Origin of the sequence: Tabrizicola aquatica (assembly GCF_002900975.1) — a bacterium.
Taxonomy (GTDB): Bacteria; Pseudomonadota; Alphaproteobacteria; order Rhodobacterales; family Rhodobacteraceae; genus Tabrizicola; species Tabrizicola aquatica.
On the sequence record NZ_PJON01000003.1, the window covers coordinates 106,970 to 123,020 of the forward strand.

Here is a 16,051-nt window from a genome sequence, read left to right on the forward strand (position 1 = left end):
TTTTCCCGACGGGTGTGCCGTCCTTGGGGGCATCGAGCCCCCGCGGACGGCGCTGCCGCCGACCCGGGCGCAGCCTTGCGGTGCTGGGGGGAACGGATGCCGCAGCGGCAAACGCCGCGCGTCGCACCAGAACAGACTGCGGCCAGAGGCCGCAGCTCTGAACACCGGCGGCATGGGTTGCCGCCGGGAAGGGTCAGGCGACCTCGGCCACGCCTTCGGGAACCTTTGCGCCGGTCATGAAGGCCACGGCGTCGGACATGCTGTAGTCCGATGGCTTGATCACGCACAGCCGGCGGCCCAGACGGTGAATGTGGATGCGGTCGGCGATCTCGAACACATGGGGCATGTTGTGGCTGATCAGGATGATCGGGATGCCCCGGTTCTTCACATCGCGGATCAGCTCCAGCACGCGGCGGCTTTCCTTGACCCCCAGCGCAGCCGTGGGTTCGTCCAGGATCACCACCTTGGACCCGAAGGCGGCGGCGCGGGCCACGGCCACGCCCTGACGCTGGCCACCCGAGAGGGTTTCCACCGCCTGATTGATGTTCTGGATGGTCATCAACCCCAGCTCGTTCAGCTTTTCCCGCGCGAAGGCCTGCATCTTCGGCCGGTCAAGCTGGCGGAACACCGACCCCATGATGCCAGGTTTGCGAACCTCGCGGCCCATGAACATGTTGTCGGCGATGGACAGCGCCGGCGACATGGCGAGGGTCTGGTACACCGTCTCGATCCCGGCGTTGCGCGCCTCGATGGGGGTGCGGAACTGGATCGGCTTGCCCTCCAGTCGAATCTCGCCCTCGTCGGGGATCACCGCGCCCGAGATCGCCTTGATCAGCGTCGATTTGCCCGCGCCGTTGTCGCCGATGACGGCAAGGATCTCGCCCGGCATCAGCTCGAAGTCGCAGTTGTCCAGCGCGGTGACCTTGCCATAGCGCTTTACCAGCCCGCGTGCGGTCAGAATGGGTTCCATGATGTCCTCCCTTACGCCGATACCTTGCGGATCCACTGGTCGACTGCGACAGCGGCGATGATCAGCACGCCGGTCAGCAGAACCTTCCATTGCGGGTCTGCGTTCATCATGTTCAGGCCCATCGACATGATGCCGACGATCAGCGTCCCGAACAGAACCCCCAGGATCGACCCCCTCCCGCCGAACAGCGAGATGCCCCCGATCACGGTCGCGGTAATGGCCTGCAGGTTGAAATCGGTCACCACGGTCGATGGCGAGATCGAGCCGTTCCGCCCGATGGAGACCCAGGCGGCAAGGCCCGCGATCACCCCGGCCAGGGTGTAGACCCCGATCAACACCTTGCTGGTGCTAATGCCGGCCAGCTCGGCGGCATCGGGGTCGTCGCCCACGGCATAGATGTGGCGGCCAAAGGCGGTGTGGTTCAGCATGAACCACAGCGCGATATAAAGCGCGATCATCGCGACGACGCCATAGGTCACGACGGCGGGGCCAACGCGGAAGTTCTGCCCAAAGACGTGCAGAAGCTGGGTCTGGGCGGTCAGGTCCGCCTCGCGCATCGTCGCGTTTTCGGAATAGATCAGGCAGATCGCCATGATGATGTTCCAGGTGCCCAGCGTCACGATGAAGGGCGGCAGCTTAAGGCGCGCGACCAGGTTGCCGTTCACGAAGCCCCAGAAGGCGGCGACCACGAAGCCTGCCAGCAGCGCCAGCACCGCAGGCATCGCGAAATCGCCGGGCGAGCCGTCGGTCAGGACAAGATTGCCCATGATGACGAAGGAAAAGACCATGATCACGCCGATGGCCAGGTCGATGCCCGCCGTCAGCACCACCAGCGTCTGCGCGGCGGCCAGGATGCCGACGACGGCGACCTGCTGCATGACCAGCGTCAGCGTATAGGCGCTGAAGAACCTGTCTCCCGCGAAGATGCCGAAAAAGGCGATCAGCCCGATCAGCACGATCAGCGGCACCAGCGCCGGGTTGCCGTGCAGAAGATGCTGCAACCGCGCCAGCGGCGACCTGCGCTCCTCGAACTGCGCGACGTTCTGATCGGCGTCCTTCGTGGCGCTTTCAAATTCCTGCGCTTGGGTCATGCCCCTGGTCCCCTCCCCATTGGTCCGGTTGATCCTGCCTCAACCTGCGGCTTGAAGAAAGGGCGGCACGCGGCCGCCCTTCCCGGTCCCACCGTCACCGGCGGGTCATGCCGTTGCCGGTCTCAGCCCCAGCAAAGCTCGGTGCCCTTGGTGGTGTCGATCGAGGTCACGCCCTCGGCCGGCTTGTCGGTCACCAGCGCCACGCCGGTGTCGAAGAAGTCCTTGCCCTCGGTCGGCGCGGGCTTGGAGCCGTCAGCGGCGAACTTGGCAATGGCTTCCACGCCCAGGGCAGCCATCTGCAGCGGGTACTGCTGCGACGTCGCACCGATCACGCCATCCTTGACCGAGGCCACACCCGGGCAGCCGCCGTCGACCGAAACGATCAGGACCTGGCTTTCCATGCCGACAGCCTTCAGCGCCTGATAGGCACCCACGGCGGCGGGCTCGTTGATGGTGTGGACGACGTTGATGCCGGGATCCTTCTGCAGAAGGTTCTCCATCGCCTTGCGGCCGCCTTCTTCGTTGCCGTTGGTCACGTCATGGCCGACGATGCGCGCGTCATCCTCGTCGCCGATGTCGGCGGGGTCCTTCACGTCGATCCCGAAGCCCATCATGAAGCCCTGGTTGCGCAGGACGTCGACGGTCGGCTCGGACGGGGTCAGGTTCAGGAAGGCGATCTTGGCGTTGGCAGCTTCCGCCCCCAGCGTCGCGGCAGCCCAGGCGCCGATCAGGCGGCCGGCTTCCAGGTTGTCGGTCGCGAAGGTCGCGTCGGCGGCGTCTGCCGGATCAAGCGGGGTGTCCAGCGCGATGACCAGAAGGCCGGCTTCACGGGCCTTGGCCAGCGGGCCGGTGATGGCCTTGGTGTCCGACGCGGCGATCAGGATGCCCTTGGCACCGTCCGCGATGCAGCTTTCGACCGCAGCGACCTGGCTGTCATGGTCGCCGTCAACCTTGCCGGCATAGGACTTCAGCGTGATGCCCAGTTCGGCAGCCTTGGCTTCCGCGCCTTCCTTCATCTTCACGAAGAAGGGGTTGGTGTCGGTCTTGGTGATCAGGCAGGCCGAGACGCCGTCCTGCGCCGAGGCGACGCCGGTCATCAGGGCAAGCGCGCCTGCGCCCAGCAGGGCTTTGGTGATGGATTTCATGTGGTTCCTCCCATTGGGCCGGGGTGCGGCTTCGCCCCCGGCATCGCGTTCGTGGTCAGCCGGGTTTCCCCTGCGCCGCAACCAGAAAACCTGATTCCCGACCTTGCGTCAAGATAATTAAATCACTCTGATTTATTATTGACAGAAGGCCGCCTTCCCTCGCACTCTGCTGCAAATCCAGGCAGCCAGGACCGTGACGTGCGGCTTTATCTCGACCCAGCCAGCGACTTGCGACCTGCCCCGGATCCTGCCGGGTTGCGGGGATCGAACCAGTCGGGGATGCGGGCCTGGAACGAACGGCTCGTCCTTAGTCTGGTGCGTCAGCATGGGGCGCTGGCGAAATCCGACATCGCCCGGATGACCGGGCTTTCGGCGCAAACCGTCAGCGTCATCATGCGTGCGCTGGAACAGGACGGGCTTCTCCTGCGGGGCGAACCGATCCGTGGTCGCATCGGCCAGCCCTCGGTGCCGATGTCGCTCAATGCCGATGGGGCCTTCTTCTTCGGGCTGAAGATCGGGCGACGGTCAGCCGACCTCGCACTGGTCGATTTCCTGGGCCGGGTGCGCGGCGCGCGCCGCCGCATCTATCGCTATCCGACGCCCGACACCGTGGTCGCCTTCGTGGCCGAGGCGCTGCCGGCGCTGCTGGCCGGCTTGCCCCCCGCGCTGCGCGAGCGGGTCGGCGGGATGGGCGTGGCAATGCCGTTCCAGCTTTGGTCCTGGGTCGATTACATCGGCGCGCCGCAGGCCGAGATGGACGCCTGGCGTCACCGCGACATGCAGGCCGAGCTGTCGGCACTGGCCGGGATGCCGGTCCATCTGCAGAACGACGCCACCGCCGCCTGCGGCGCCGAACTGGTGTTCGGCACGGGCGAGCGGCCCAAGGACTTTCTCTATTTCTACTTCGGCTACTTCATCGGTGGCGGTCTGGTGCTGAACGGCCAGCTGTTCACCGGGCAGTTCGGCAATGCCGCCGGTGTCGGGCCGATGCCGGTGCCGGGGCCGGACGGTCGGATGCGGCGGCTGATGACGGTCGCCTCGCTGTCGGTTCTTGCCGACGCGGTGGATGCGGCGGGCGGCCAGTCTGACCAGTTGTGGGAAAGCCCCGACCGCTGGGACCTGCCCGAAGCGGTGCTGGACACCTGGATGACCGATGCCGCCGAGGGGCTGGCCAGCGCGATCCTCAGCGCCGCGACCCTTTTGGAAATGCAGGCCGTGCTGATCGACGGCTGGATGCCCCCCAGCGTCCGGGCCGAGGTCACCCGCCGCACCGAGGCAGCGTTGTACCGTCTGGACCTGTCGGGGATCGAGCCGCCGGCGATCCGGCAGGGCACCGTCGGCGCCGAGGCCCGCGCCCTAGGGGCCGCCGCGATCCCCCTGTCGCAACGCTATCTGATCGAGCAGAACCCGATCCGCGAAAGCTGACCCCGCACCGGTCCTCCGCCCGGTTTGCCCCGGTCGCCCGTCGATGACTTCGTCACTCCTCGCAGGAGCTGCTCTCCGACGAGGAGACGAAGTCGAACGAGGAGGCTCCGTCAGTCCAGGAAGGCGCGGAAAGCTGCGGCGTCACGTCGCCATCAAATCGCCCGGAATCCAGCGCCAGCTTGCGCCCTAACGGCCCGATGCCCCGGACCGTTGCAAACGCGATCCCGCCCGAAACGGCCCCGTAGACCGGGCTTCAGAGCGGCTCCTCCTCAGCCCGCAATGAGCCTTGCCAATCTCCCCGACCCAGTTCGCAAAAGCGGCTGATCGGCCAGACATCTGGCCGCGAAACATCCCTAACGCATTCCTAACGCTTGCCGGCAAGCCCTTGATTCCAATGGACCGGAGTCCCTTGTCCAGCGTGGACAGCCCTCACGGGATCACCTCGAAGCGGTCCACATCGACCATCCCCATATCGGTGATCTTCAGATGCGGGATCACCGGCAGGGCCAGGAAAGCCAGCTGCAGGAACGGCTCCTCCAGCGTGACCCCCAGGGACCGCGCCGCCGCCCGCAGGGCCACCAGCCCCTCCCGCACCTCCTCGAAGGTTCCCAGGCTCATCAACCCCGCCACCGGCAGCGGCAGCTCGGCCAGCACCCGCCCGCCCTCGACGACGACGAAGCCGCCCTCGATCTCGCTCAGCCGGGTCGCCGCCAGCGCCATGTCCCCATACTCCGCCCCCACGACGGCGATGTTGTGGTGGTCGTGGCAGACCGTGGACCCGATGGCCCCCCTCGTCAGCCCGAACCCCTTCACGAACCCCGTCGCCCGGTTCCCGTTCACCCCGTGCCTCTCGATCACGGCGATCTTCACCAGGTCGCGGGACAGATCCGGCCGCTTGTCCCCGTCCTGTGGGGCGATATCGAAGGTCAGGTGTTCAGTGATGATCTTGCCCGGCAGGATACCGATCACCGGCGTCTCCACCCGATTGCCGCCGGTGCGGAAATCCTCGGCCCGGATCGGAGGTGCCTTCACCGAATGCCGCGCCACCGGCGGCGTCACCCCCCGCGCCGCAAAGGCCGCCGCGTCCGCCACCACGCCGCCCGCCAGTACCAGGTTGGCGTGGCAGCCCTCCAGACTGTCGATCACCACGATATCCGCCCGCTTACCCGGCGCGATCAGCCCGCGGTCCTTCAGCCCGAACGCCTCTGCCGCCGAAAGGCTGGCCGCCCGATAGACCGCCAGCGGCGGCGCGCCCAGTTCGATCGCGGTGCGGATCATGTAGTCGAGATGCCCATGCTCGGCGATGTCCAGCGGGTTGCGGTCGTCGGTGCAGAAGGCAAGGTAGGGCGAGAACCGTTCCGTCAGCAGCCCCGCCAGCGCGTGCAGGTCCTTTGAAACCGACCCTTCGCGGATCAGCACCCGCATCCCCTTGCGCAGCTTCTCCAGCCCCTCGTCATAAGTTGTCGCCTCATGCTCGGTCCTGATCCCGGCCGAGATATAACCGTTCAGATCGTTCCCCCGCAGCAGGGGGGCATGGCCATCGATATGGCGGCCCTGGAAGGCCTGCAGCTTCTCCAGGCAGCCTGCGTCCTTCATCAGCACGCCGGGATAGTTCATGAATTCGGCCAGCCCGATGACCTTCGGATGGTCCATGAACGGCACCAGATCGGCAGCCACCAGCTGCGCGCCCGTCGTTTCCATATGGGTCGAGGGCACGCAGGAGGACAGCTGCACCCGCAGGTCCATCACCAGCTGCGCGGCCGAGTCGAGGAAGAACCGGATGCCGGTCATCCCGCAGACATTCGCGATCTCATGCGGGTCGCAGATCGCCGTCGTCACCCCGCGCCGGGTGACGCAGCGGTCGAACTCATGCGGGGTGACCAGCGAGCTTTCCACATGCAGGTGCGTGTCGATGAAGCCGGGGACCAGGATGCGGCCCGCGACGTCGATCTCCCTCTGGCCCTGATAGCTACCAAAGACCCCCACGATCGTGTCGCCGCAGATCGCGACGTCGGTTTCCACCAGGTCTCCGGTGACCAGGTCGAAGACCCGGCCCCCCTTCAGCACCAGATCGGCCGGCACCAGACCCCGGCCCTGATCAATTCTGTCGGCAAGCGGCGCTTTCGGCATGGCATTCTCCTTTCCGATCAGGGAACCTGAAAGCCGATGCGGCGTCCAGAGGCCGCGGCTTTTGCGGACCCGAACATGCGCCCCTTGCGCGGCATTGCCTTCAAGCTGGCTTCTGTCCTGGTGTTCATCGTCATGGCCAGCCTGATCAAGGCCACGGCCGACCATGTCCCGGCCGGGCAGGCGGTGTTCTTCCGGTCCTTCTTCGCGATGCCGGTGATCCTGGTCTGGCTGGCGCTGCGGCGCGAGTTGGGGACGGGGTTGAAAACCGCGAACCCGATGGGCCACCTCTGGCGCGGGGTGGTGGGGACGCTGGCGATGGGGCTGGGGTTCGCCGGGCTGGGCTACCTGCCGCTGCCCGAGGTCACTGCGATCGGCTATGCAGCCCCCCTGCTGACGGTCATTTTCGCCGCGATGTTCCTGGGCGAGGAGGTGCGGGCCTTCCGTATCTCGGCCGTCGCGCTGGGGATGACGGGGGTCCTGATCGTGCTGGCCCCCCGCCTGTCGCTGGCCCCGGGTGCGGCGGGGATTGCCGAGGCTTTCGGGGCGATGCTGGTCCTGGGCGGGGCGGTCTTTGCGGCGCTGGCGCAGGTCTTCGTCCGAAAGCTGGTCCAGACCGAGGCGACGCCGGCGATCGTGTTCTACTTCTCGCTGACCGCGACCCTGTTGTCGCTGGTGACGCTGCCCTTCGGCTGGGTCTGGCCCGACCCCTGGGAGGCGGGGCTTCTGGTCCTGGCGGGCCTTCTGGGCGGGGTGGGGCAGATCCTGCTGACGTCGAGTTACCGGGAGGCGGATGCCTCGCTGGTGGCCCCGTTCGACTATGCCTCCATGCTGTTCGCGCTGGGGATCGGGTATTTCATCTTCGCCGAGGTTCCGACCCTGCCGATGCTGGGCGGGGCGGCGTTGATCGTGACGGCGGGGATCCTGATCATCTGGCGGGAGCGGCAGCTGGGGCTGGAGCGGGCGCGGCAGAGGAAGGCGATGACGCCGTGAGGTGTCCACGGTGGACATTCTTTGGATTCATAGTGGAATCAAGGGGTTGGTCGCGGGCGTTAACCGGGTGTTAGGGTTTGGGGCAGGCGCCCCCCAACCCCGGCCCTCCCCCACGGAGGGGGGAGGGAGGCGCCTTTGGCGGGTGGCGGTTCTGGGGGGCCGCAAGGGCCTCGCCTCTGGCTGGCGGCCGGGGGTTTCACACCCCCGGACCCCCGTGGGATATTTGGGGAGGGAAACACTTGCAGCCCTTTCGATCCAACCTCGCTTGTTAGTTTTGACAGAAGATGTAGCTGTCTGGTCCGCGAAACTGAAGGCTGACCATCGGATCTCTGCAAATAACGCGGCCCTTGGCATCAACAACAATCATTGCACCAAGTACTCCGTTTGTATCGACCCAAACCTGCTTCTTACTTTCAGATTTCCAATGGTTTCCATCGATTGAGATCTCTTCTGCGCACGAAATATGCTGCCCAATTACATATGGGTCCTTGCACAGCGTCTTGTTCCCGTTCTGAACGATGTATCCTTTGAGGACGCCTTCTGAAAACGGACGTTTTCCATCCGTTACAAGTGAATTTACCTGCGCTAACACACTTGAACAAAATAAGAAAATAATTGACGCCACGACAAGTCGCTTCATTCGGACACCTTTCGCCAAACCGCATTAAAGCCAATACGCCCATGAACTTTGCGTCGCAAGTGGTGCAATAACTACTGAAGTTCGAAAACTTCGGCTGGTACCGTGCAAATATACCATAACCGGACGGTGCGCTGTAGCGCATCCTACGATGGCGGCACGGGTCGGCGCAGTAGATCCCGGCGTTGGCGGGGATAGCAGACGGGGTGGGGATGACAGGTGGTGCGGGGTGTCACCCCCTCGCCAAATCCTCAAACAACCGCGCCACGCCTTCCGCCCCCGGATCATTGTGGCCTTTGAGCTTGTCGGCGGCGAGGTAGGTGGCGCGGCCGGCTTTGGCTCGGGTCATCTGGGCGGTGGCGTTGGCGCCTTCGCGGGCGGCTTGGGCGGCTTGCGCCACCCCTTGTGGGAGCGCGGCAAGGGCGGGAGCGAGGGAGTCGATCATGGTGCGGTGGCCGGGGGCGGCTCCTCCCACTTGGCAAACGCGGTCGAGGCCGGCGGTCAGGGCGCCGATCCAGGTCTTGCCAGAGGCGCTCGCGTCGCCGGCGGCGGCGAAGAAGATGGCGAGGAGGACTCCCGAGGAGCCGCCCATGGTTTGGGACAGTTCCATGCCGATGGCGCGGTAAAGCTGGGTCGGGTCGGCGAGGGGGAGGCGGTCGAGGGCCGAGAGGAGGGCGCGGGCGGCCCCTGCGAGGGTGCTGCCGGTGTCGCCGTCGCCGGATTTCGCGTCGAGTTGGTTGAGGTCAGCCTCGGCCGCGATCAGGGCCTTGCAGCAGCGCTCCAGAAGGGCGCGGCGGGCGGGGTGGGCGGATGGCACGGGCTGGATCGGGGCGAGGCCGTCGGGGAGGGGGCGGACGGTCACGGCGCCGAAGGGGGAGAGGCCGGGCCAGGCGTGGGGGGCGACGGGGGCGGCGAGGCTGGTCACTTGCGCGTGGTCGACGGGGAGGAGCGAGACGGAAAAGCCGTGCATGTCGAGCGACGTCATCAGGGGGGCGGGGCCGATCATCCATTTCACCTTTGCGCCGAGGGGGGAGCGGGCGAGTTCTTCGGCGAGGATCGACATTTCCAGCGGGGTGGTGGAGCCGAGGTTGTTGAGGAGGGCGACATGGTCGCCGGGGCCGGTGTGGGGCAGGAGTTTTTCGGCGACCATCTGCATCGCAGAGCGGGCGCTGGTGAAGTCGACCTGTTCGATCCCGGCCTCACCATGGATGCCGAGGCCGAGTTCGGCTTTTCCGGCGCTGATGCGGTCTTCCTTGGGGGAGCCGGGGACGGTGCAGGTGTCCAAGGACATGCCGATGGAGATTGCGCCCTTGATCACGGCGGTGGCGGCGGCGGTGATGGTGTCGAGGTCGGCGCCGGATTCGGCCATCGCCCCGGCGATCTTGTGGACGAAGAGGGTTCCGGCGACGCCGCGGGCCTGCGGCAGGTCGGGCAGCGCGATGTCGTCGTCGACGATGACCATGGAGACCTTGAGGCCGAAGGCGCGGGCGCGTTCGGCGGCGAGGCCGAAGTTCAGCCGGTCGCCGGTGTAGTTCTTGACGATGAGGAGGCAGCCGGCCTTGCCAGTGACGGCGAGGATGCCGGCGAGGACGGCGTCGACGGATGGGCTGGCGAATACATCGCCGCAGACGGCGGCGGTGAGCATGCCCTGGCCGATGAAGCCCGCGTGCGAGGGTTCGTGGCCGGAGCCGCCGCCGGAGACGAGGGCGACCTTGGAACGGTCCCAGTCGGTGCGGATGACGACGCGGATATGGGGGTAGCCGTCAAGGCGGGCAAGCTTGCCGCCGGAGGTTCTGAGCAGGCCGTCGATGGCTTCGGTGACGAGGCTGTCGCGGGAATTCATGAACTGTTTCATGGCACTGGCCTTTCAGATGCGGTTGCCTTCGGCGTCGAACCAGAGGGGATTTTGCGGGCGGATGTCGAGGGTTTCGCCGGGTTTGAGGGGGGTGTGCGGCTCGGTCAAGGTGATGAGGCTGTGGGGGCCGAGGGAGAGGTGGAGGCGGGTCTGGTCGCCGAGGTGTTCGACACGGGTGATGGTGGCTGGGGCGCCGCCGCCGGTGTGGATGTGTTCGGGTCTAAGGCCGATTTGCGCGGCGTTGGGCGGTGCGCCGGGGAAGGCGTCGGCGGGCAAAAGGTTGATGTGCGGTTGGCCCAGGCGGGAGGCGACGTAGGTGGAGACGGGTTCCTCGTAAATCTCGCGCGGGGTGCCGAACTGGACGAGTTTGCCGTGGTCCAGGACGCCGACATGGGTGGCCATGGTCATCGCCTCGATCTGGTCGTGGGTCACGTAGAGGAAGGTCGCCCCCATCTCGGCGTGGATGCGTTTGAGTTCCACGCGGAGGTCGGCGCGTAGTTTGGCGTCGAGGGAGGAAAGGGGTTCGTCCATCAGGTAGATGCGGGGGTTGCGGACAAGGGCGCGGCCGATGGAGACGCGCTGCATCTCTCCGCCCGAAAGCGCCGTGGCCTTGTTGTCAAGCTTGTGGGGGATGCGGAGGACTTCGGCGACTTCCGCGACGCGCTTGGCGATCTGGTCCTCGGGCATCGCGATCATGGGGGAGCGGAGCGGGAAGGCGAGGTTCTCGCGCACGGTGAGGTGGGGGTAGAGCGAATATTGCTGGAACACCATCGCCACGTCGCGCTGGGCGGGGGTGTCTTGCAGGACCGATGCGCCGTCGATGCGGATGTCTCCGGCGTCGGGTTTGTCGAGGCCGGCGATGAGCCTTAGCGTCGTGGTTTTGCCCGCGCCGGTGGGGCCGAGGAGGACGACGAAGGCACCGTCGGGGATGGTGAGGGAGACGTCCTGAAGGGCCTGGGTCGCGCCGTAGGACTTGGACAGGTTTGAAAGCGTGACTTCAGCCATGGTGGACCCCGGCATTGGCGGCGGTGCGGAAGGCGCGGCCGGTGGTGGCGTCGAAGAGCGACAGGCGGGGGGCGTTCAGGGAAAGGCCGGTTAGGTCGCCGGTGCGCGCGGGTTGGGTGGATGGGGTGCGGGCTTTCACCGGGCCGAAGGGGGTAGAAAGGGTCACGATCTGTGTGGTGCCGAGGTATTCCACCGCTTCGATCCGGCCGCGTAGGGGGGCGGTGTCGGAGAGCGCGACATGTTCGGGGCGGACGCCGAGAACGAGAGAACCCGTGGCGGTTTCCTGCAACTGGGGCAGGGCGACGAGAGTGTCGCCCATGCTGACGGCGGTCGCCCCGGCGGGGGATGTACCGTCGAAGCGCAGGAAGTTCATCGCGGGGCTGCCGATGAAGTCGGCGACAAACAGGGTCGCGGGGTGGTCGTAGATGTCCTGCGGGGTGCCGAACTGCTCGACCACGCCGTGGTTCATCACGACGATCTTGTCGCCCATCTGCATCGCCTCAAGCTGGTCATGGGTGACGTAGACGGTGGTGGCATGCATCCGGTCGTGGAGGGCGCGGAGTTCCTCGGCCATGATCTCGCGGAATTCGGCATCCAGCGCCCCGAGGGGTTCGTCCATCATGAAGGCCTTGGGGTTCCGCACGATTGCCCGGCCAAGGGCGACGCGCTGGCGGTCGCCGCCGGAGAGGCCCCCGACGGGGCTGTCGAGCATGTGGTCGATCCGCAGGATCTTCGCCACCTCGGCCACTTTCGCGGCGACCTGGGCCTTGGGGACGCCTTGGCTGACCAGCGGATAGGCGATGTTCTTGCGCACGTTCATGTGCGGGTAAAGGGCGAACATCTGGAACACCATGGCGATGTCGCGCTGGGAGGCGGGGCGCATCGACACGTCCTCGCCGTCGATCAGGATCTGGCCAGAGGTCGGCAACTCCAGCCCGGCGATCATGCGCAAGGTGGTGGTCTTGCCGCAGCCGGAGGGGCCGAGCAGCATGAAGAACTCGCCGTCCCTGATGGTGAAGGACGAGCCCTGCACGGCCGTGAAGGCGCCGAATTCCTTGCGGAGGTTCTTGATGACGATTTCAGCCAAGGCTTACTCCGGGAAGTGGCTGGTGATGATGAACATCACCGTGCCGGTCAGGGTCACGAGGAAGGACCAGGTATAGGCCCAGAGGAAGAAGGGCTGCATCAGCATGACGACGCCCAGGGCGATGAGGATGGTGGCAAGCATCTCCCACGGGCCGCGGCGGAGGCGGAGGAGGCCGGTGAGGAAGGCGGTCATTCGCGCCCCCCGGTGCGACGAGTTTTCTGCGAAAACTCGGGGGTGGGACGGGATTTTTCGCAGAAAAATCGGGTCATTTGCGGACGGCTCCGAAGGTGATCCCGCGCAGGAGGTGCTTGCGCAGCAGGATGGTGAAGATCATCACCGGCAGAAGGAACAGCGTCGCCCCGGCGGCTACGGCGGGCCAGTCCTGGCCGCCGACGCCGATGATCGTCGGGATGAACGGGGGCGCGGTCTGGGCGTTGCCCGAGGTCAGGAGGACCGCAAAGGCGTATTCGTTCCAGGCGAAGATCAGGCAGAAGATCGCGGTACTTGCGATGCCGGTTGCGGCCTGCGGCAGCACGACTTTGCGAAAGGCCTGAAAGCGGGTGTAGCCGTCGATCAGCGCGGCCTCTTCATACTCGCGGGGGATCTCGTCGATGAAACCTTTCAGGAGCCAGACGGCGAGCGAGATGTTCACGGCGGTGTAGAGCAGGATCATGCCCAGATGCGTGTCGGAAAGGCCAAGCTCGCGGTACATCAGGTAAATCGGGATCGCGACGGCGATGGGCGGCATCATCCGGGTGGAGAGGATGAAGAAGAGAAGGTCATCCTTCAGCGGCACCTTGAAGCGGCTGAAGGCATAGGCGGCCAGCGTACCGAGGAAGATCGACAGAAAGGTCGAGCCGAAGCCGATGATGACCGAGTTCAGGAAGCGTTCGCCGAACCGGCTTTGCCCGGCGATGACCATGCCCTGATCGCGGACGATCTGGTCATACCAGGTCTCGGGCGGGGGCAGGGCGGCGAAATCCTCGGCCGCGATGCGGGTGCGGGTGGTGAAGAGGTTGACGTAGCCTTCGAGCGCGGGTTCGAACAGCACTTTCGGCGGATAGGAAATGCTGTCGGGCCCGGATTTGAAGCTGGTGGAGATGATCCAGACCAGGGGCAAAAGGGTGATGATCGTGTAAAGCACGACCAAGGCGGCGGCGACCCATTTCGAGGCTTTCGAGGGTTCGGTGACGGAATAGGCGCTCATCTTTCTTTCACCTTGTTCAGGGCCTTCACGTAGATCGAGGCCAGGCCGAAAACCGTCACGAACAGGATGATCGCATAGGCGCTGGAATAGCCGGTGCGCCACTTCTCGAAGGCTTCGCGCTTGAGGTCGATGGAGGTGAGGAGCGTCTCGTTCCCCGGGCCGCCGCCGGTGAGGAGGTTGACCATATCGAACATCTTGAAGTTCTCGATGCCGCGGAAGAGGACCGCCAACATGAGAAAAGGCAACACCATCGGCACGGTGATGGTCCAGAACTGCCGCCATTTGGAGGCGCGGTCGACCTCGGCCGCCTCATAGATATAGTCGGGGATCGAGCGCAGGCCGGCGAGGCAGATCAGCATGACGAAGGGCGTCCACATCCAGGTGTCGACGATGATGATCGACCAGGGGGCAAGACCGCCAGGGCCGAGCATCGAGAAGGACGATGCAGGGATGCCGGTCACAAGTTCGACGACATAGTTCACGAGGCCGATCTGCGGCTGGTAGAGGAAGGTCCAGAAGTTGCCGACGACGGCGGGGGACAGCATCATCGGCAGCACGATCAGCGTGGTCAGCAGGTCGTTGCCCTTGAACTTGCGGTTGATCAGCCAGGCGAGGGTGAAGCCGAGGACCACTTGCAGCGCGATGGTCCAGAACAGGAAATGCGCGGTGGTCTGCATGGTGGCCCAGGTGCCCTCATCGGTGAGGATGCGGGTGTAGTTGCGCAGGCCGACCCATTCCACCTCGCGGTTGGGGCGATTGGCGGCGTAGTTCGTGAAGGAAAGCCGCACGGTCCAGATCAGCGGGAAGATGTTGACCGCGAGGAGGAGGAAGATCGTCGGCGCCACGAAGATCCAGGCGATGGCGCGGTCGCTGAGACCCCGAACCTTGCGGGCGATGGGGGCGGGCGTGGCCCGGGCGGCGGCTTCGATCGGGTTTGGCATGTGGATATCCCAGGGGATGCGGCCCCGGACCCTTGCCCGGCGGGCAGGGTGGCTGCGAGGAGAGGGCCCCCGCCCGATGACGGGCGGGGGAATATTGGATCAGAGCTTGCCTTCGTCCTCGAAGACTTCGGTCCAGTCGGCGATCAGGCCGTCAAGGGCTTCCTGCGCGGTGCCCTGGTCGGCGACGACGTAGTTGTGGACGCGTTCCTGCATGGCGAGGAGAAGCTGGGCATAGGCCGGTTCCTGCCAGAAGTCCTGGACGCCGCCCATCGCCTGCAGGAAGTCACCGGCGAAGGGGGCGGTGTTCACGAAGTTGGGGTCTTCCAGCACCGCCTTGTGGCAGGAATAGCCGCCGGCGGCCCACCACTTCTTCTGCACTTCCGCGTCGGCGAACCATTTGATGTAGGCCAGCGCGCCGTCCATGTTGTCGGTGTTCGCCACCACGCTGATGCCCTGGCCGCCAAGGGTCGAGGCCGCGACGTTCTGGGCCGGGTTCACGAAGAAGTCGATCTTGTCGCCCCCGGTCGTCGGGTCGGCATAGAGGCCGGGGAAGAAGGCGAACCAGTTCATCGCCATGGCGACCTGGCCGGATTTGAACGCGTCCAGGGACTGTTCCATATAGGCGTTGTCATAGCCGGGCGGGGTCGCGGTCTTGTAAAGTTCCTTGTAGAATTCAAGGGCTTCCACCGCGGCAGGCGAGTTCACGGCCCCTTCCATATCATAGCTGCCGGGGGTGTTTTCGTACTTGAATCCCCAGGCATAGAGCGCGCCGGTCGCACCCATGGTGATGCCTTCCGACCCGCGCTCGGTGAAGATCGAGGCGCCGTAGACCGTCTTGCCGTCGATCTCACGCCCCTGGAAGAACTGGGCGATCTGCAGCAGTTCCTTTTGCGACTGCGGTTCGCGCAGGTCCTGGCCGGTGGCTTCCTTGTAGGCAGCCATGATCTCGGGGTTGGTGAACCAGTCCTTGCGGTAGAACCAGCCGTTCGCGTCGCCCATGGCGGGCAGGGCGTAATAGTTCGGCTCTCCCTTCGGCCAGGTGGAGTAGGCGTAGACGGTCGCCGGGGCGAAGTCGTCCATGCTGATGCCTTCGGCGGCGAAGAAGTCGTTCAGCTTGACGTACCAGCCGTTCTCGGCCGCGCCACCCAGCCACTGGCTGTCGCCGATCAGAAGGTCGCACAGTTGTCCGCCCGAGTTCAGCTCGTTCAGGATGCGGTCGGCGAAGTTCGGCCACGGCACGAATTCGAATTTCATGGTGATGCCGGATTGGGCTTCGAAGTCCTTCGAAAGCTCGACCAGGGCGTTCGCCGGGTCCCATGCGGCCCAGCACAGCGTCAGTTCGTTGGCTTGCGCATTGGCCTGAGCGGCCCAGGCCAGCGCAACAGCCGCAGATGCGGCCAGAGTTGTCCGTTTCATGCAGTCCTCCCGGTGGTTGAGTTCGGACCCGTGCGGATGCCGGGCCTTCTTTGGATTGACGTAACGATAGGCACGGGTCGTCTGGTCTGTAAAGCATTTTTGAGGAACGTACCTCAAAATGCGGTTGGGCCAAGGATTCAAAGCGATTTGGC

General features: G+C 65.5%; 14 protein-coding genes. 2 read left to right on the forward strand and 12 right to left on the reverse strand.

Features of this window, described 5'->3' with window-relative positions; all coding sequences use genetic code 11:
- Positions 1-193: 193 nt before the first annotated feature.
- The 3 genes from CXR42_RS12260 to CXR42_RS12270 all read right to left on the reverse strand — a co-directional run bounded on the left by CXR42_RS12260 (position 194) and on the right by CXR42_RS12270 (position 3,206).
- Positions 194-970 carry an ATP-binding cassette domain-containing protein gene (locus tag CXR42_RS12260; RefSeq protein WP_103257861.1) on the reverse strand — a complete coding sequence of 259 codons (777 nt, stop codon included), beginning with the start codon at positions 968-970 and terminating at the stop codon, positions 194-196.
- A gap of 11 nt (positions 971-981) precedes the next feature.
- Entirely contained in the window at positions 982-2,061 is a 1,080-nt protein-coding gene (locus CXR42_RS12265) for an ABC transporter permease (protein ID WP_103257862.1), read from the reverse strand.
- Between the two features lie 122 nt (positions 2,062-2,183).
- A complete protein-coding gene (locus tag CXR42_RS12270) occupies positions 2,184-3,206 on the reverse strand; it encodes a substrate-binding domain-containing protein (protein WP_103257863.1) in 1,023 nt (340 codons plus the stop codon).
- Between the two features lie 279 nt (positions 3,207-3,485).
- On the opposite strand from CXR42_RS12270, the gene CXR42_RS12275 reads away from it, so the two are divergent.
- Positions 3,486-4,631: an ROK family transcriptional regulator gene (locus CXR42_RS12275; protein WP_103257864.1), complete on the forward strand. Its 1,146-nt coding sequence runs from the start codon at positions 3,486-3,488 to the stop codon at positions 4,629-4,631.
- 429 nt (positions 4,632-5,060) lie between these two features.
- On the opposite strand, the gene ade is transcribed toward CXR42_RS12275, so the two are convergent.
- Positions 5,061-6,761 carry an adenine deaminase gene (ade, locus tag CXR42_RS12280; RefSeq protein WP_103257865.1) on the reverse strand — a complete coding sequence of 567 codons (1,701 nt, stop codon included), beginning with the start codon at positions 6,759-6,761 and terminating at the stop codon, positions 5,061-5,063.
- A 75-nt stretch (positions 6,762-6,836) separates the two neighbouring features.
- Here ade and CXR42_RS12285 point away from each other — a divergent pair, with 75 nt between their 5' ends.
- A complete protein-coding gene (locus CXR42_RS12285; RefSeq protein WP_103258258.1) occupies positions 6,837-7,751 on the forward strand; it encodes a DMT family transporter in 915 nt (304 codons plus the stop codon).
- A gap of 268 nt (positions 7,752-8,019) precedes the next feature.
- On the opposite strand, the gene CXR42_RS19360 is transcribed toward CXR42_RS12285, so the two are convergent.
- The 8 genes from CXR42_RS19360 to CXR42_RS12320 form a co-directional block, all read right to left on the reverse strand.
- Positions 8,020-8,391, reverse strand: coding sequence for a hypothetical protein (locus CXR42_RS19360; protein WP_146038063.1), 372 nt, complete (start codon positions 8,389-8,391; stop codon positions 8,020-8,022).
- 229 nt (positions 8,392-8,620) lie between these two features.
- Complete coding sequence (locus CXR42_RS12290) at positions 8,621-10,243, reverse strand: dihydroxyacetone kinase subunit DhaK (RefSeq protein WP_103257866.1); 1,623 nt, start codon at positions 10,241-10,243, stop codon at positions 8,621-8,623.
- Between the two features lie 12 nt (positions 10,244-10,255).
- Positions 10,256-11,248: an ABC transporter ATP-binding protein gene (locus tag CXR42_RS12295; protein WP_103258259.1), complete on the reverse strand. Its 993-nt coding sequence runs from the start codon at positions 11,246-11,248 to the stop codon at positions 10,256-10,258.
- Positions 11,241-12,335, reverse strand: a complete 1,095-nt coding sequence (locus tag CXR42_RS12300) for an ABC transporter ATP-binding protein (RefSeq protein ID WP_103257867.1) — start codon at positions 12,333-12,335, stop codon at positions 11,241-11,243. The genes CXR42_RS12295 and CXR42_RS12300 overlap by 8 nt, the downstream gene beginning before the upstream one ends.
- 3 nt (positions 12,336-12,338) lie before the next feature.
- Positions 12,339-12,527, reverse strand: coding sequence for a hypothetical protein (locus CXR42_RS12305; RefSeq protein WP_103257868.1), 189 nt, complete (start codon positions 12,525-12,527; stop codon positions 12,339-12,341).
- A gap of 73 nt (positions 12,528-12,600) precedes the next feature.
- Positions 12,601-13,542 (reverse strand): carbohydrate ABC transporter permease, encoded by a 942-nt coding sequence (locus CXR42_RS12310; RefSeq protein ID WP_103257869.1) that lies wholly within the window; start codon positions 13,540-13,542, stop codon positions 12,601-12,603.
- Positions 13,539-14,483, reverse strand: coding sequence for a carbohydrate ABC transporter permease (locus CXR42_RS12315; protein ID WP_103257870.1), 945 nt, complete (start codon positions 14,481-14,483; stop codon positions 13,539-13,541). The genes CXR42_RS12310 and CXR42_RS12315 overlap by 4 nt, the downstream gene beginning before the upstream one ends.
- A 99-nt stretch (positions 14,484-14,582) precedes the next feature.
- Positions 14,583-15,899, reverse strand: a complete 1,317-nt coding sequence (locus CXR42_RS12320) for an ABC transporter substrate-binding protein (protein ID WP_103257871.1) — start codon at positions 15,897-15,899, stop codon at positions 14,583-14,585.
- Positions 15,900-16,051: the final 152 nt, after the last annotated feature.

Bases quoted from the DNA above. Each gene is read 5' to 3' on its own strand.
- CXR42_RS12265 (WP_103257862.1), bottom strand. From the start codon at position 2,061: ATGACCCAAGCGCAGGAATTTGAAAGCGCCACGAAGGACGCCGATCAG.
- CXR42_RS12285 (WP_103258258.1), top strand. From the start codon at position 6,837: ATGCGCCCCTTGCGCGGCATTGCCTTCAAGCTGGCTTCTGTCCTGGTG.
- CXR42_RS12305 (WP_103257868.1), bottom strand. From the start codon at position 12,527: ATGACCGCCTTCCTCACCGGCCTCCTCCGCCTCCGCCGCGGCCCGTGG.
- CXR42_RS19360 (WP_146038063.1), bottom strand. From the start codon at position 8,391: ATGAAGCGACTTGTCGTGGCGTCAATTATTTTCTTATTTTGTTCAAGT.
- CXR42_RS12320 (WP_103257871.1), bottom strand. From the start codon at position 15,899: ATGAAACGGACAACTCTGGCCGCATCTGCGGCTGTTGCGCTGGCCTGG.
- CXR42_RS12270 (WP_103257863.1), bottom strand. From the start codon at position 3,206: ATGAAATCCATCACCAAAGCCCTGCTGGGCGCAGGCGCGCTTGCCCTG.
- CXR42_RS12310 (WP_103257869.1), bottom strand. From the start codon at position 13,542: ATGAGCGCCTATTCCGTCACCGAACCCTCGAAAGCCTCGAAATGGGTC.
- CXR42_RS12290 (WP_103257866.1), bottom strand. From the start codon at position 10,243: ATGAAACAGTTCATGAATTCCCGCGACAGCCTCGTCACCGAAGCCATC.
- ade (WP_103257865.1), bottom strand. From the start codon at position 6,761: ATGCCGAAAGCGCCGCTTGCCGACAGAATTGATCAGGGCCGGGGTCTG.
- CXR42_RS12275 (WP_103257864.1), top strand. From the start codon at position 3,486: ATGCGGGCCTGGAACGAACGGCTCGTCCTTAGTCTGGTGCGTCAGCAT.
- CXR42_RS12260 (WP_103257861.1), bottom strand. From the start codon at position 970: ATGGAACCCATTCTGACCGCACGCGGGCTGGTAAAGCGCTATGGCAAG.
- CXR42_RS12295 (WP_103258259.1), bottom strand. From the start codon at position 11,248: ATGGCTGAAGTCACGCTTTCAAACCTGTCCAAGTCCTACGGCGCGACC.
- CXR42_RS12315 (WP_103257870.1), bottom strand. From the start codon at position 14,483: ATGCCAAACCCGATCGAAGCCGCCGCCCGGGCCACGCCCGCCCCCATC.